At 67.4% G+C, this 14414-nt stretch carries 14 protein-coding genes and 3 pseudogenes; 11 read left to right on the forward strand and 6 right to left on the reverse strand.

The genetic code is table 11. The annotated features are described in order from the left end of the window. The first annotated feature begins 150 nt into the window (after positions 1–150). Complete coding sequence (locus ACZK2V_RS03860) at positions 151–1422, forward strand: sensor histidine kinase (RefSeq protein WP_032129926.1); 1272 nt, start codon at positions 151–153, stop codon at positions 1420–1422. Positions 1423–1653: 231 nt separating this feature from the next. Here ACZK2V_RS03860 and ACZK2V_RS03865 read toward each other — a convergent pair. After that, positions 1654–2353 (reverse strand): annotated as a pseudogene (locus ACZK2V_RS03865) (SGNH/GDSL hydrolase family protein). A gap of 213 nt (positions 2354–2566) precedes the next feature. On the opposite strand from ACZK2V_RS03865, the gene ACZK2V_RS03870 reads away from it, so the two are divergent. The 10 genes from ACZK2V_RS03870 (at position 2567) to ACZK2V_RS03915 (ending at position 10469) form a co-directional block, all read left to right on the forward strand. Beyond that, positions 2567–2962: a diacylglycerol kinase gene (locus ACZK2V_RS03870; protein ID WP_032129924.1), complete on the forward strand. Its 396-nt coding sequence runs from the start codon at positions 2567–2569 to the stop codon at positions 2960–2962. A 32-nt stretch (positions 2963–2994) separates the two neighbouring features. Further along, positions 2995–3744: a TerC family protein gene (locus ACZK2V_RS03875; protein WP_004144462.1), complete on the forward strand. Its 750-nt coding sequence runs from the start codon at positions 2995–2997 to the stop codon at positions 3742–3744. Between the two features lie 220 nt (positions 3745–3964). Beyond that, positions 3965–5125, forward strand: a complete 1161-nt coding sequence (locus ACZK2V_RS03880; RefSeq protein WP_032129923.1) for an MFS transporter — start codon at positions 3965–3967, stop codon at positions 5123–5125. 543 nt (positions 5126–5668) lie between these two features. Continuing rightward, complete coding sequence (locus tag ACZK2V_RS03885) at positions 5669–6289, forward strand: LemA family protein (protein WP_049460899.1); 621 nt, start codon at positions 5669–5671, stop codon at positions 6287–6289. A 3-nt stretch (positions 6290–6292) separates the two neighbouring features. After that, a complete protein-coding gene (locus ACZK2V_RS03890; RefSeq protein ID WP_486322928.1) occupies positions 6293–7180 on the forward strand; it encodes a TPM domain-containing protein in 888 nt (295 codons plus the stop codon). Next, positions 7180–7674, forward strand: coding sequence for a TPM domain-containing protein (locus ACZK2V_RS03895; RefSeq protein ID WP_149908807.1), 495 nt, complete (start codon positions 7180–7182; stop codon positions 7672–7674). The genes ACZK2V_RS03890 and ACZK2V_RS03895 overlap by 1 nt, the downstream gene beginning before the upstream one ends. Before the next feature lie 51 nt (positions 7675–7725). Continuing rightward, complete coding sequence (gene lgt, locus ACZK2V_RS03900) at positions 7726–8613, forward strand: prolipoprotein diacylglyceryl transferase (protein ID WP_049422854.1); 888 nt, start codon at positions 7726–7728, stop codon at positions 8611–8613. Continuing rightward, positions 8610–9404: a thymidylate synthase gene (locus ACZK2V_RS03905; RefSeq protein WP_486322929.1), complete on the forward strand. Its 795-nt coding sequence runs from the start codon at positions 8610–8612 to the stop codon at positions 9402–9404. Before lgt ends, ACZK2V_RS03905 begins: the two co-directional genes overlap by 4 nt. After that, a complete protein-coding gene (locus ACZK2V_RS03910) occupies positions 9401–9964 on the forward strand; it encodes a hypothetical protein (protein ID WP_486322930.1) in 564 nt (187 codons plus the stop codon). The genes ACZK2V_RS03905 and ACZK2V_RS03910 overlap by 4 nt, the downstream gene beginning before the upstream one ends. Before the next feature lie 13 nt (positions 9965–9977). Continuing rightward, positions 9978–10469 carry a dihydrofolate reductase gene (locus ACZK2V_RS03915; protein WP_049446393.1) on the forward strand — a complete coding sequence of 164 codons (492 nt, stop codon included), beginning with the start codon at positions 9978–9980 and terminating at the stop codon, positions 10467–10469. Between the two features lie 89 nt (positions 10470–10558). Here the strand turns inward: ACZK2V_RS03915 and ACZK2V_RS03920 are convergent. The 5 genes and pseudogenes from ACZK2V_RS03920 to pdxA form a co-directional block, all read right to left on the reverse strand. Then, a pseudogene (locus ACZK2V_RS03920) lies at positions 10559–11204 on the reverse strand (DUF1287 domain-containing protein). Beyond that, positions 11201–12218 (reverse strand): annotated as a pseudogene (locus ACZK2V_RS03925) (symmetrical bis(5'-nucleosyl)-tetraphosphatase). The pseudogenes ACZK2V_RS03920 and ACZK2V_RS03925 overlap by 4 nt, the downstream one beginning before the upstream one ends. Before the next feature lie 15 nt (positions 12219–12233). Then, positions 12234–12617: a Co2+/Mg2+ efflux protein ApaG gene (gene apaG, locus ACZK2V_RS03930; protein WP_005412297.1), complete on the reverse strand. Its 384-nt coding sequence runs from the start codon at positions 12615–12617 to the stop codon at positions 12234–12236. Positions 12618–12630: 13 nt separating this feature from the next. Further along, positions 12631–13434: a 16S rRNA (adenine(1518)-N(6)/adenine(1519)-N(6))-dimethyltransferase RsmA gene (gene rsmA, locus ACZK2V_RS03935; RefSeq protein ID WP_049398140.1), complete on the reverse strand. Its 804-nt coding sequence runs from the start codon at positions 13432–13434 to the stop codon at positions 12631–12633. Next, the gene (pdxA, locus tag ACZK2V_RS03940; protein WP_486322931.1) at positions 13431–14411 is read right to left on the reverse strand and encodes a 4-hydroxythreonine-4-phosphate dehydrogenase PdxA; all 981 of its coding nucleotides are present in this window, start codon (positions 14409–14411) and stop codon (positions 13431–13433) included. The genes rsmA and pdxA overlap by 4 nt, the downstream gene beginning before the upstream one ends. Between the last annotated feature and the right edge of the window lie 3 nt (positions 14412–14414).

Consider the following 14414-nt stretch of genomic DNA (forward strand, 5'->3'; position numbering starts at 1 on the left):
CCCGCGCCGGTGCAGCCGCAGGCCGGGCCGGGCTGCGGCCAGGCACAAGGGCAGGGGATGACCGTCCGGCAGTGCCGCCGGTCATCGCCCGTGCATCCCAACGGCGCGGTGCGCTGCCTATAATCGCAGCGCTCTGACCGGGACCCCGCAATGCCGCACGGCCTGCCGCGCAAGATCCGTATCGCTTTCATCCTGCAGGCAGTGCTGGCCAGCCTGGGCATCCTGCTCGGTGCGTGGCTGGTTTCGCTGGTGATCAAGCACAGCCTGGTCGGCGCCGCCCTGCGCGAGGAGGCGGCGTACTTCTGGACGCTGCACGAGGCCTCGCCGGTGCAGCCGCCACCCAACACCCAGAACATCCGTGGCTACCTGCTGGAAAGCGGGCAGTCGGCCCTGTCGTTGCCGGCCAATCTGCGCAACCTGGAGCCCGGCTTCCACGAACTGCCCAAGGACGACCAGCTGGTGCTGGTCGATGTGCGCCCGGCCGGCCGCCTCTACCTGGTATTCCTGCGTTCGCGTGCGGAGATGCTGGCGTTCTGGTTCGGCATCGTGCCGGTGCTGCTGACCCTGCTGGCGGTGTATGGCGCCAGTTGGGTCACCTATCGTGCGTCCAAGCGCCTGGTATCGCCGGTGAACTGGCTGGCGCGGCGCGTCTCGCGCTGGGACCCGGGCCACCCGGAGGCGGCCGACCTGGAGCCGAACAAGCTGCCGGCGGACATGCAGGGCGAGACCCGCCAGCTGGCGGCCGCACTGCATTCGCTGGCCAACCGGGTCAGCGCGCACGTGGCGCGCGAGCGCAATTTCACCCGCGATGCCAGCCATGAACTGCGCACACCGCTGACCGTCATCCGCGTGGCCAGCGACATGGCGCTGGGCGATGACAGCCTGGAGCCGCGCCTGCGCCGCAGCCTGCAGCGCATCCAGCGTGCCGGCCGTGACATGGAGGCGGTGATCGATGCCTTCCTGATCCTGGCCCGCGAGGCCGACGTCGAACCCCAGGTCGAGCTGTTCGACGTCAATGACATCGTCCGCTACGAAGTGGACAACGCCAACGAACTGCTGGGTACGCGCCCGGTGTCGGTGCATCTGCACAGCGATGGCCCGGTGCAGCTGCATGCGCCGCCGCGGGTGCTGCAGGTGGTGGTCAGCAACCTGGTGCGCAACGCGTGCAGTTACACCGATGAGGGGCGCATCGACGTGCATGTGCACAACGATCGGGTTGTGGTGCGCGATACCGGTATCGGCATGTCGGCCGACGCACTGTCGCGGGCCTTCGAGCCGTTCTACCGCGCCGAGCCGAGCCGCCCGCAGGGCACCGGCCTGGGCCTGTCGATCGTGCGCCGGCTGTGCGATCGCTTTGGCTGGAAGGTCAGCCTGGCCAGCGAGCCGGGTCAGGGCACCGAGGCCACGGTGATCTTCCGGTAGAGGGCTTTTGCCGGGCTGCGCCCGGCACCCGCCGAGGCGACATCAACATCAAAAGCGGGCATTCCGTGAAATGGCGGGGCGGTGTGGGTTTGCAGGACACGCCGTAAACCCGTCCATGGGGGCTCGATGGCGCCATCCATGGCGCCAACGGTCCTGCAAACCCACACCGCCCCGCCTTCGACAGTTTCCCGCGATCCGCAGTAGATCCACGCCATGCGTGGATGGGGTTGCTCAGTTGCACTTCACCTTCGGCGCCAGCGCCTTGGTCCAGATCGCATAGCCGGCCGGGGTCATGTGCAGCATGTCCTCGCGGAACAGCGACGCATCCGGCTGGCCGTCGGCGCCCAGCATCGGCGTGTAGACGTCGGTGAAGCCGGTATTGGGCAGCTTGGCCAGCGCGGCCTTGATCAGCGTGTTGGCCTCGTTGATCGCCGGCAGCAGGTGCGCGCGACGGGCTTGGCTTGATCGACAGGTACTCCACCTTCGTCTTCGGCAGGTCGCGATGCACGCGCTGCACGAAGGCAACCACATCGTCGCGCACCTGCACGGCGCTGCGGCCGCTGTTGAGGTCGTTGTCGCCGGCGTAGAAGAACACCTTGCATGGCGCATACGGCACCACGATGCGGCCGGCGTACCAGGTGCTGTCGCGGACTTCCGAGCCGCCGAAGCCGCGGTTGAACACCGGCTGGCCGGGGAAGTCGGTGGCCAGGCTCTCCCAGAAGCGAATCGAGGAGCTGCCGATGAACTCGATGCCACCACGCGGCGGCGGGCTGGCCTGGTCGGCGCTGGCGAAGTGGGCCATGTCGCCGGCCCAGGCCACGTTGGAGACCTGCTCGGGCACGCGCGGCGGCTTGGCCGGGCTCAGCGCCTGGGCCAGGGGGGCGGCGGTCAGCAGGCCCAGCATCAGCAGGCAGGTACGGCGACGGGACATCAGGCGCTCCAGCAGGGAAGGGGAAAGCCATCATAGAAGCTGGGGCGGGCCGGGGCTTGCCCCTGGCAGTCCATTCACCGGGCCGGTGCCGGGATGCGGCTGGCGGCCTTGTGGCAAAATGGCGGCCATCTGCCTATCCCTGTGCACCCATGATTCCCTGCCGTGCGTCTGAGCGGTCGCTGCGCCGCGCCCCTGTTGCTGGATGTTCCACCCGTGGCTGATCAGTTCGGCCATCTGCCCCGCGGCCCGCGCCGCATCTTCCAGGCCGCGCGCTGGTCCTGGCAGGGCCTGCGCGCCGCCTGGCTGCATGAGTCCTCGTTCCGGCTGGAGGTCTACCTGCTGATCCTGCTGACCCCGGTCGCGGTCTGGTTGGGCCAGACCCCGGTCGAGCGTGCGCTGCTGATCGGCTCGATGCTGCTGGTGCTGGCGATGGAACTGGCCAACTCGGCCATCGAGGCGGTGATCGAACGTTACGGCAGCGAGATCCACGAGCTGGCCGGCCGCGCCAAGGACATGGGTTCGGCGGCAGTGTTCGTGCTGATGATGAACGTGCTTCTGTGCTGGGCGCTGGTCGTGGTCCCGCATGCAATGGCCGGCAATTACGGCTGATCCCCATTCCCCCACTGCCCTGAAGAGTTTCCATGTCCTTTGAGTTCCTCGCCGACCCCAATGCCTGGGTGACCCTGTTCACCCTGAGCGCACTGGAAATCGTGCTCGGCATCGACAACCTGGTGTTCATTTCCATCGCGGTCAGCAAGCTGCCGGAAGAGCGTCGCCCGTTCGCGCGCAAGCTCGGCATCGCCGTGGCCTGCATCACCCGCATCGCCCTGCTGGTGTCGCTGGCCTATCTGGCGCACATGTCCGCCAACCTGTTCACCGTGGCTGGTATGGGCATCTCCATCCGCGACCTGGTGCTGATCGTCGGTGGCCTGTTCCTGATCATCAAGGGCTACATGGAGATCAAGGAGCTGATCACCGGTGGCGAAGACGAGAACCCGGCCACCAGCAAGGCCTCGGGTGTATTCGGCATGGTCATCCTGCAGATCGCCATCATCGACATCGTGTTCTCGCTGGACTCGGTGATCACCGCCGTCGGCATCGCCGATCACATCCCGGTGATGGTCGCCGCCATCCTGCTGTCGGTGCTGGTGATGCTGCTGGCCGCCAACCCGCTGGGCCGCTTCATCGACGCAAACCCGACCGTGAAGATGCTGGCACTGGCCTTCATCCTGCTGATCGGTGCGGTGCTGATCCTGGATGGCCTGGACGTGCACGTGCCCAAGCCCTACATCTATGCGGCCATGGGTTTCTCGGTGCTGGTGGAATGGCTGAACCTGCTGATGCGCCGCCGCGCACGCGATCACCACGTGCCGGGTGCTGGCGACTGGTAAGCAGATCACAGGCAAATGTGTGTCCCAGAACCCCCGGCCAGCGCCGGGGGTTCTGCGTTATGGGACCCATTGGGCTCGCCGGGCCATGCCCGGCGGGGAGGTTCCCGCCAGCTGTGAATTGGGGTCAACAGTGTTTTCCCGGGGCGAGGCTTAATCCGGGCCGACAAAGCGCGCAGGCTACGCGCTCTTTTCCAGGACCTGCCCCACGCAGGATGACCCCATGAACTCCAGAGCCGCCTTGTTGGCCCTTGCCGTCGGCGCCTTCGCCATCGGCACCACTGAATTCGCGCCGATGGGCCTGCTGCCTGTCATTGCCGACGGCGTCGGCGTGAACATTCCAACCGCCGGCATGCTGATCACCGCCTATGCCGTGGGCGTGATGCTGGGCGCGCCGGTGATGACCCTGCTGATGGGACGGTTTGGCAAGCGCACCGCGCTGATGCTGCTGATGTCGATCTTCGTGGTCGGCAACCTGCTCTCGGCACTGGCCCCGAACTACGGCCTGCTGTTGCTGTCGCGTCTGGTCACCAGCCTCAATCACGGTGCCTTCTTCGGCATCGGTGCGGTGGTTGCCGCCAGCCTGGTGCCGAAGGACAAGCAGGCTGCCGCCGTGGCCACCATGTTCATGGGCCTGACCATCGCCAACATCGGCGGTGTGCCGTTGGCCACCTGGGTGGGCCAGCAGCTCGGCTGGCGCCTGTCCTTCGCCGGTACTGCGGTGCTGGGCCTGGTCGCGATCACCGCGCTCGGCCTCGCACTGCCGGCATCCGCGCCGGGGCCGCGCCCGGACGTGCGCCGCGAACTGAGAGCGATCCTGCAGCCGCAGGTGCTGCTGGCGATGGCTACCACCGTGCTTGGCGCCGGCGCGATGTTCACCCTCTACACCTACGTGGCGCCGGTGCTGACCGAGCTGACCGGTGCCTCCAACGCCTTCATCGCGATGTCGCTGGCGCTGATCGGCATCGGCTTCACCTTCGGCAACGGCATCGGCGGGCGCATGGCCGACTGGTCGCTGGATGGCGCCACCCGCATCCTGCTGGCGGTCCTGGCCGTGTTGATGTTCGTGCTGCCGCTGGCCTTCATGAATCACGCCACGGCGGCGCTGGGCGTGCTGCTGTTCGGCGCGGCGACTTTCGCCATCGTGCCGCCGTTGCAGATCCGAGTGATGCAGGCGGCCAGCGAGGCGCCGGGACTGGCGTCGTCGATCAACGTCGGTGCGTTCAACCTGGGCAATGCCGTGGGTGCGGCGCTGGGCGGTGCGGTGATCAGTTCGGGCCTGGGCTACGCCGCGATTCCGGTGGCCGGTGGCCTGCTGGCGGCCTCGGGGTTGCTGCTGGCATGGCTGGGGCGTCCGCGCACTGCGGTGGCCGAGGCTTGCTGAGGAGTGTTGGATTCCGGCAGGGCTTGCAGCCCTGCACCCGCCGAATCAACGTCAACGTCAACGGCAAAAGCCTGCATTCCGTGGGTTGGCGGGGTGGGTCCGGTTGAGGGGGACGCTGCAAGTACGTCCATGTAAGCTCGGTCGCCGCATCCATGCGGCTCACGCCCCCTCAACCGGACCCACCCCGCCTTCGACAGATTCCCGCGGTCTGTCGGAACGTCGTTCTGCTTTGGCAGGTGTCGACCTTGGTCGACACGAATGCCTGAAGAACCGGCTTTTGCTTTTGCTTTTGCTTTTTTCTGATCTTTCCCGCGGTGGCAGGAAATTGTCCCTGGTCGGGAGGGTGGGTTGGCTGGGGGCGTGAGCCGCATGGATGCGGCGATCGAGCTTACATGGACGTACTTGCAGCGCCCCCCAGCCAACCCACCCTCCCGGCCAACCACAGAGAGCCCGCCAACCACCGCGGAGGGGGCGGCGCCCGATGGCCGGTCTTTCACCCGAACCATGGCATGCTCGGCGCCAAGCCCACCCGGAACCTCCGCCATGCGCCTGTTCACCCGTGTCCTGCCCCTGATGCTGTTGGCCTCCCTGCTCTCCGGCTGCGGCTACAACGCCATCCAGCAGAAGGATGAAGCGGTCAAGGCCAGCTGGTCGGAGGTCATCAACCAGTACAAGCGCCGCGCCGACCTGGTGCCCAACCTGGTGCAGACCGTGAAGGGCTTCGCCAGCCAGGAAGAGCGCGTGCTGACCGAAGTCACCAACGCCCGTTCGCGCGTCGGCCAGATCAACGTCAACGCCGACGACGAAGCCTCGCTCAAGCAGTTCCAGCAGGCCCAGGGCGAACTTGGCAGCGCGCTGTCGCGGCTGCTGGTGGTCACCGAGAACTATCCGGAACTGAAGTCCAACCAGAACTTCCGCGACCTGCAGGCGCAGCTGGAAGGTACCGAGAACCGGGTCACCGTCGCCCGCGGCCGCTACATCCAGCAGGTGCAGGACTACAACACCTACATCCGCTCGTTCCCGCAGGTGATCACCGCCAAGATCTTCGGTTACAAGACCAAGCCGAACTTCACGGTGGACAACGAAGCGCAGATCTCCAACGCGCCGGCGGTCGATTTCGGCAACGCGCCGCAGCAGCAGCCGGCACCGCAGCCGGGTCACTGACCCATGCGCCTGGCCACTGCGCTGCTGGCCCTGCTGCTGTGGCTGCCGCTGGCGTCGCAGGCGCAGCAGCTGGCGCCGATTCCGGCGCTGGATTCGCCGGTGGTCGATACCACCGGCACGCTGGACACCACGCAGAAACAGGCACTGGTGCAGCAGGCGGCTGACCTGCAGCAGCGCAAGGGCAGCCAGCTGCAGGTGCTGGTGGTGCCCAGCACCCAGCCGGAGGACATCGCGCAGTACACCACGCGGGTCTTCGACCAGTGGCAGATCGGCCGCAAGGGCGTGGATGACGGGGTGCTGCTGGTGGTGGCCAAGGACGACCGGCGCGTGCGCATCGAGCCGGGCTACGGTCTGGAAGGCGCCATTCCCGATGCCATCGCCAACCGGGTCATCCAGGAATACCTGGTGCCGCGCTTCCGCAGCGGCGACTACGCCGGTGGCATCACCGACGCCACGGCGGTGCTGGTCAAGCTGATCGACGGCGAAACGCTGCCGGCACCGGTCAGCGGCCATCGCGGGCGTGAGCCCAGCAGTGGTGGCGATACCTGGTTCCTAGCGCTGTTCATCGGTGTGTTCGCCGGCAGCATCCTGCGCGGCGTGTTCTCGCGCGTGCCGCGCCCGCTGCGCGGCCTGCTCGGCGGCGCCGGTGCAGCGCTGGCGGCGTTCCTGTTCACGTCCACGCTGCTGGCCAGTGGCCTGGCCGGCATCGTAGGGCTGATCGTGGCCATGCTCTCCGGCCATCCGGGCCGCTTTGCCGGTGGCGGCGGCTGGGGCGGTGGCAGCTGGGGCGGCGGAGGCGGCTTCGGCGGGGGCGGTGGATTTGGTGGTGGTGGCGGCTGGGGTGGCGGTGGTGGCCGCTCCGGTGGTGGCGGTGCTTCGGGGGGCTGGTGATGATCCAACGTCTATGTCGGCACGTGTTTTCGCCGTCGGTACGGCGCGCGTTCCCGCCCGCCACATTGCAGGCGATCACCGAGGCCATCGCGGCCGGTGAGCAGCGCCACGGTGGGCAGGTGATGTTCGCGGTGGAAGCGGACCTGCCGCTGGGGGCGCTGTGGCACAGGGTGACCCCGCGCCAGGCCGCCGAGCATGCCTTTGCCCGCCTGCGCACCTGGGATACCACCCACAACAACGGTGTACTGATCTACCTGCTGCTGGCCGATCACGCGATCGAGATCGTTGCCGACCGGGGCCTGCACGGCCGGGTCAGCCCGGCACAGTGGCAGCGGGTCTGCACCCACCTGCGCGAGGGCCTGCGTGGTTCCCATCCGGTGGAAGCGCTGCAGGATGCCATCGACGAGGTCTCCAGCCTGATCGAAGGGCACTTTCCGGCCTCGACGCGGTCGAACGATGACGCGTTGCCGAACTCGCCCCAGCTCCTTGGTTGAGCCGGGGCGGCACTGGCCCGAGAATAGGCGTTCAACCGCAAGGCACCTTCCATGATCTATTTCCACGACATCGACCCCATCGCCCTCTCGCTGGGGCCGATCAAGGTGCACTGGTACGGCATCATGTACCTGCTCGGCTTCACTGCGGCCTGGCTGCTGGGCCGCAAGCGCATCGCTGACGGGCGCCTGCCGGGTGTCGATGCCAACGGCTTCTCCGACCTGCTGTTCTACGCCATGCTCGGCGTGGTGCTGGGCGGGCGCATCGGCTACATGCTGTTCTACGCGCTGGGCGATTTCCTGCATAACCCGCTGCTGCTGTTCAAGGTCTGGGATGGCGGCATGAGTTTCCACGGCGGCCTGCTGGGCGTGATTGCCGCCTGCTGGTGGTGGTCGCGCAAGCACAAGCTGCATTTCTTCGACACCATGGACTTCATGGCGCCGCTGGTGCCGCTGGGCCTGGGCTTCGGCCGTATCGGCAATTTCATCGGTGCCGAGCTGTGGGGCAAGTACACCGACGGTAGCTGGGGCGTGGTGTTCCCGTCCGGCCTGCCGGCGCCGCTGAACCAGCTTGACCACGCGACGCTGCAGGCGCAGTTCGCCACCGGCGCATTGAACCAGTTCGCCCGCCATCCCTCGCAGCTGTATGAGGCGTTGCTGGAAGGCCTGGTGATGTTCGTCGTGCTGTGGACGGTGTCTGCCAAGCCGCGTCATCGCTACCTGGTCGGTGGCCTGTTCGCGCTGATGTACGGCCTGTTCCGCTTCGCGGTGGAGTTTGTGCGCATGCCCGACAACGGCGTCTACGTGGCCTTCGACTGGCTGACCCGTGGCCAGATCCTCAGCTTGCCGCTGATCGCCTTCGGTCTGGTGCTGCTGGTGATGTCGCGCCGCGCGCCGGTACTGCAGCCGCAGCCGCTGGTAGCTGCCGAGGGCAAGGCATGAAGGCTTACCTGGACCTGCTCTCGCACGTGCTGGAACACGGCGCCGAGAAGAGCGATCGCACCGGCACCGGCACCCGCAGCGTGTTTGGCTGGCAGATGCGTTTCAACCTGGCCGAAGGCTTCCCGCTGGTCACCACCAAGAAACTGCACCTGCGCTCGATCATCCACGAGCTGCTGTGGTTCCTGAAGGGCGACACCAACATCGGCTACCTGAAGGACAACCAGGTGCGGATCTGGGACGAGTGGGCCGACGAGAACGGCGACCTCGGCCCGGTCTACGGCAAGCAGTGGCGCAGCTGGGCTACCGCCGATGGCGGTGAGATCGACCAGATGCAATGGCTGGTGGACGAGATCAAGCGCAACCCCGACTCGCGCCGGCTGGTGGTCAGCGCCTGGAACGTGGGCGAGCTCTCGCAGATGGCGCTGATGCCGTGCCACAACCTGTTCCAGTTCTACGTGGTGGACGGCAAGCTCAGCTGCCAGCTGTACCAGCGCAGCGGCGACATCTTCCTCGGCGTGCCGTTCAACATTGCCAGCTACGCGTTGCTGACCCACATGGTGGCGCAGGCCACCGGCCTGGGCGTGGGTGACTTCGTGCACACGTTGGGCGATGCGCACCTGTATTCGAACCACTTCGAGCAGGCGCGCGAGCAGCTGTCGCGTGAACCGCGCGCGCTGCCGGCGCTGTGGTTGAACCCGGAGGTGACCGACCTGTTCGGCTTCCAGTTCGACGACATCCGCATCGACGGCTACGATCCGCACCCGGTCATCAAGGCGCCGGTGGCGGTATGAGTACCCGCCTGATTTCCAGCGGCCTGCTGGCGCTGTGCGGCATGCTGCCGCTGGCCATGGTGCAGGCCGGACCGGCCGATGCGCTGTCGTTGGCCAGGCAGGTCAACGAGCAGATCGTGCACAAGCACATGCGCGAGGAAGTGCAGGCGTTCGCCGGGGCATTCAACGGCAGCACGATGATGCCCCAGGATGTTCCGGAAGGCTGCCGGGCGCAGATGCGTGAGGCGGTAACCGGCATGTACACGGCGATGACCGAGCACCTGAAGGCGGGCGTCGAGAACCCGGCGTATCAGCGTGAGCTTGAACAGGGTCTGGCCACCGTCTATTCCAACGACCAGCTGAAGGCGTTCCTGGCGCGCGGCACCAGCGACGATATCGCTGCGCTGTCGGCAGACATCCTGTCAGGATCGGGCCTGAAGGATATCGAAGAGGCGCAGAAGCAGAAGATCCTCGGTGGCCTGGATGAGCGGTCCACGTCCAACCCTGCGCTGGCTGCGGCGTTGCAGGCCGCCAGTGCCGCGAACGCTGCCTGCGAACGCCTGCAGATCGACGCCAGCTGAGGAGGTGGTAGCAATGAAGCTGTCGATGATCGTGGCGCTGGACCGCAACCGTGGCATCGGCCAGGGCAATGCCATGCCCTGGCACCTGCCGGATGATTTCAAGCACTTCAAGGCGCTCACCCTGGGCAAGCCGATCCTGATGGGGCGCAAGACGGCCGAGTCGATCGGCCGCGTGCTGCCGGGGCGGACCAACCTGGTGCTGACCCGCAGCGGCCAGGTGCCGTTCGAGGGCATGCGCGCGGTGGCGTCGCTGGACGAGGCGAAGGCGATTGCCGAAGGCGAGGGCGCCAGCGAGCTATGCATCATCGGCGGCGGCGAGATCTTCCACCAGCTGCTGGACCAGGCCAGTGACCTGTACCTGACCTGGGTGGATGCCGAAGTCCCCGCCGATACCCATTTCCCCGAAGTGGACGTGCAGGACTGGCGGGAAGTGAGCAGCGAGCCGCATCCGGCCGACGAACGTCACGCGTACGCGTTCCGCTTCGTGCACTACGTGCGCCGTTGACCGCCGCCCATCTGTAGAGCCGAGCCATGCTCGGCTGCTGTTGCCGGACACATCCCGTAGCCGAGCATGGCTCGGCTCTACAGGATTGCCTACGGCATCCGGTAATGCCCGATGATGGCGTGCCGGAACAGCAGGTTCTCTTCGCGGGTGCCGCGCGATGTTGTGCAGCACCAGCGGCGTGCCATCGGCCAGCTGCCGGTCGGAGACGATGCCCACGTGCAGCAGGCCGTTGCCGTTGAGCTTCCAGGCAACGATGTCACCGGCCGCATAGTCGGTGGCGAGGGCGGTGATCGGTTGCTGCCAGCCCTGCCGTTCGAACCAGCGCATCAGGTTCGGTACACGACGATGATCGATGTTGCGGTCCGGCCGTGACAGGCCCCAGATCGCCGGATAGGCACTGAAGTTGCCGCGCATGTCTTCATGCACGCGTGCCTGCAGGTCCAGGCCCTGGCTGCGCAGGGCGCGCACCACCACATCGGTGCACACGCCGCGATCCAGTGGCACGTCGCCGCCGGGATAGGCCAGCACTTGATAGGCAGGGTCGTAGCGGGTGGTGACGCCGATCTGCGCGCGCGCCGCAGCCACCAGTGGCGGCGAAGGCGCCTGTGGTGGCGTCGGTGTGCGTTCAGCGCTGTCCGCAGCCGTGGGAGCAGTCGGCGAGCCGGGCTGGCAGCCGCTGGCCAGGGCCAGCGTCAGCAGCAGCACCGTCCATGGTGCCCAGCCGTGCCGCGTCATGCCTGCGGCGGGGTGCTGTTGTTGTTGGGACCGCCGGAGCCACCACCACCACCACGGCGACGACGACGGCGCGGGCCGCGGTTGCCCGGGTTGGCGGCCGGAGCATTGCCGCCGCCCTGTTCCTTGCCCTGCGCCGGTGCAGCCGGGCGCTCGCGCGCCGGGCGCGCTGGCGGGCGGGCGTTGGGCACGGGTGCCGGTACATCGCGGCCTGGCACCTGTACCACGCGCAGTTCATCGGTATCGAGCTGGATCGCGGTCAGCTTGCCGCCCCAGACCGCGCCGGTGTCGATGGCGTGCACGCCCTGGGTGATGGTCAGGCCCAGCGCCGACCAGTGGCCGCAGACCACCTTGAGGTCACGCTCGACCCGGCCCGGCACTTCGAACCAGGGATACAGCCCCTGTTCCTGGGTGCCCGGCGTGCCCTTGTCCTCGATGCCGATGCGCCCGCGCGGGGTGCAGTAGCGCATGCGGGTGAGCACGTTGATGATCGCGCGAGCGGTCGTAGCCGGACAGGTTCGGTGCCCAGCTCGGCTTGTCGCCGTACATGTTGCGGAACAGCTTGCGGTAGCCGGCGCCGTGCAGCTGCACCTCGACTTCGGCCGCATGCTTCTCGGCCATCTGCGTGGTCCATTTCGGCGCCAGGCCGGCGTGCACCATCATCCAGCCCAGCTCGCGGTCCACGTGCACCAGCTTCTGCAGGCGCAGCCAGTCCAGCAGTTCGTCGCGGTCCTCGGCCTGCACGATGCGCAGCAGGTCCGGGTTGACCTTGCGCTGTTCCTCTTCGGTGCGCGCACCGACGGCCAGCAGCGAAAGGTCATGGTTGCCCAGCACCACCACGCTGTGCTCGCGCAGCGAATGCACCAGCCGCAGCGTTTCCAGTGACTGGCCACCGCGGTTGACCAGGTCGCCGCAGAACCACAGGGTGTCCTGCGCCGGGTCGAAACGGATCTTCTCCAGCAGTCGCTGGGTGACGTCATAGCAGCCCTGCAGGTCGCCGATCGCCCACACACTCATCGTTCGGCCTCCGTGTCAGTGCAGGGTACGCGGGATGGCCAGCACGAAAGGTGCGACCGGCGCGGCAAATTCGGTGCCGTCGTCGGCGACCATGTCGTAGTGGCCCTGCATGGTCCCGTGATCGGTCCCCAGCATGACACCGGACGTGTAATGGAAGTCTTCACCGGGACGCAGGCGCGGCTGCTCGCCGATCACCCCGTCACCATCGACATGCTCGACGCGGCCGTTGGCATCGGTGATGCGCCAGTGGCGTGCGACCAGGCGCGCGGCAACACGCCCCTGGTTGTGGATGCGGATCGTGTAGGCGAACGCATAGCGCCCGTCTTCCGGCGCGGATTGATCGTCGAGGAAGCGCGGTGCGACTTCGACGGAGATGGCATAAACGTCAGCGTCTTCCATACCGGCAGTGTAATCAGGAGGCATTGGCCAAAGCGATGAATTCGGCCACGTCCAGCTGTTCGGCGCGGGCATCGGGACGCACGCCGGCGGCAACGAACTGTTCGGCGGACACCACGTTGTTCAGGGCGTTGCGCAGGGTCTTGCGGCGCTGCCCGAAGGCGGCCTTGACCACCTCGGCGAAACGCTTGTGGTCGTGGATGTTGATCGTGGCCGGGTCACGCGGCACCAGCCGCACCACGGCCGAATCGACCTTCGGCGGCGGCCGGAACGCGCCCGGCGGCACCACGAACAGCGAGGTCACCTGGCAGTAGGCCTGCAGCATCACGCTGAGCCGGCCGTACACCTTGCTGCCGGGGCCGGCGGCCATGCGGTCGACCACTTCCTTCTGCAGCATGAAGTGCATGTCGCGGATCACCGCCGCATGTTCCAGTGCATGGAACAGGATCGGCGAGGAGATGTTGTAGGGCAGGTTGCCGACCAGGCGGATCGGCTGGCCGGCAGCCAGCTCGGTGAAGTCCACGCGCAGCACGTCGCGGTGGACGATGGTCAGCTCGCCCAGCGGCTCGGCGGCGGCGGTCAGCGGCGCGATCAGGTCGCGGTCGAACTCGATCACCGTCAGTTTCGGATGCACGCGCAGCAGCGGCAGGGTGATCGCGCCCTGGCCGGGGCCGATCTCGACCAGGCGGTCACCGTCTTTCGGGTTGACCGCCATCACGATCTTGTCGATGTAGTGGCGGTCGGCCAGGAAATGCTGGCCAAGCTGCTTCTTGGCCGGGGCGGTGAACACCGGGCCGGAGGGGGAATGCGGGGAATTCATGCGCTCAGTGTACGTTGCCGCGCAAGCTGCGCACACAACGTCGTTGCCGCCTGCAGGCTGGAAGGATCGGCAATGCCGCGGCCGGCAAGGTCCAGCGCGGTGCCATGGTCCACCGCCACGCGCGGGTAGGGCAGACCCAGGGTCAGGTTCACCGCCTGCTCGAAGCCCGAATACTTCAGCACCGGCAGGCCCTGGTCGTGGTACATCGCCAGCACGCTGTCGAAGCCTGCCAGCTTGGCCGGCAGGAAGGCGGTATCGGCCGGCAGCGGCCCGATCAGGTCCATGCCCTCCGCGCGCAGGCGCTGCAGCAGCGGGATGACCAGGTCCAGTTCCTCGCGGCCCAGATGACCGTCTTCACCGGCATGCGGGTTCAGGCCGAGCACGGCGATGCGTGGCGCGGGCAGGCCGAATTCGCGGCGCAGCGCAGCGTGCACGGTGCGCAGGGTGTGTTCCAGGCCGGGCGCGGTGATCGCGTCGGCCACCTCGCGCAGTGGCAGGTGGGTGGTGGCCAGGGCCACGCGCACGATGTGGTTGGCCAGCATCATCACCACCTTCACCCCGGCCTGGTCGGCCAGCAGTTCGGTGGTGCCGCTGTAGGCGATGCCGCCTTCGTTGATGACCGCCTTGTGCACCGGGCCGGTGACTACGCCGTGCAGTTCGCCGGACAGACAGGCCTGGCCGGCACCGAGCAGGGCGCCGATGACGGCGCCGGCGTTGGCCGGATTGGCCTGGCCGAAGTGGCCGGGCACGGTATTGGCTACCACGCGCACACGCAGATCGCCGGGGACGCGTGCTTCGGCGTCCTCGGGCAACAGCTGCAGGGGCAGATTCAGCGCGGCCGCGGCCGCGCGCAGGGTATCCGGGTCGGCGAAGGCCAGCAGCCGGCAATCTTCACGCGGCTGCTGGACGAGGCGGACACACAGCTCCGGGCCGATCCCGGCGGGCTCGCCCGGTACCAGAGCGAGCTCGGGGCGCATCGG

This window comes from Stenotrophomonas sp. 93052_Sma (assembly GCF_056481145.1).

Excerpts from the sequence above, each read along its gene's own strand:
- ACZK2V_RS03860 (WP_032129926.1), top strand. The coding sequence starts at position 151 with ATGCCGCACGGCCTGCCGCGCAAGATCCGTATCGCTTTCATCCTGCAG.
- ACZK2V_RS03875 (WP_004144462.1), top strand. The coding sequence starts at position 2,995 with ATGTCCTTTGAGTTCCTCGCCGACCCCAATGCCTGGGTGACCCTGTTC.
- ACZK2V_RS03880 (WP_032129923.1), top strand. The coding sequence starts at position 3,965 with ATGAACTCCAGAGCCGCCTTGTTGGCCCTTGCCGTCGGCGCCTTCGCC.
- ACZK2V_RS03885 (WP_049460899.1), top strand. The coding sequence starts at position 5,669 with ATGCGCCTGTTCACCCGTGTCCTGCCCCTGATGCTGTTGGCCTCCCTG.
- ACZK2V_RS03890 (WP_486322928.1), top strand. The coding sequence starts at position 6,293 with ATGCGCCTGGCCACTGCGCTGCTGGCCCTGCTGCTGTGGCTGCCGCTG.
- ACZK2V_RS03895 (WP_149908807.1), top strand. The coding sequence starts at position 7,180 with ATGATCCAACGTCTATGTCGGCACGTGTTTTCGCCGTCGGTACGGCGC.
- lgt (WP_049422854.1), top strand. The coding sequence starts at position 7,726 with ATGATCTATTTCCACGACATCGACCCCATCGCCCTCTCGCTGGGGCCG.
- ACZK2V_RS03905 (WP_486322929.1), top strand. The coding sequence starts at position 8,610 with ATGAAGGCTTACCTGGACCTGCTCTCGCACGTGCTGGAACACGGCGCC.
- ACZK2V_RS03910 (WP_486322930.1), top strand. The coding sequence starts at position 9,401 with ATGAGTACCCGCCTGATTTCCAGCGGCCTGCTGGCGCTGTGCGGCATG.
- ACZK2V_RS03915 (WP_049446393.1), top strand. The coding sequence starts at position 9,978 with ATGAAGCTGTCGATGATCGTGGCGCTGGACCGCAACCGTGGCATCGGC.
- apaG (WP_005412297.1), bottom strand. The coding sequence starts at position 12,617 with ATGGAAGACGCTGACGTTTATGCCATCTCCGTCGAAGTCGCACCGCGC.
- rsmA (WP_049398140.1), bottom strand. The coding sequence starts at position 13,434 with ATGAATTCCCCGCATTCCCCCTCCGGCCCGGTGTTCACCGCCCCGGCC.
- pdxA (WP_486322931.1), bottom strand. The coding sequence starts at position 14,411 with ATGCGCCCCGAGCTCGCTCTGGTACCGGGCGAGCCCGCCGGGATCGGC.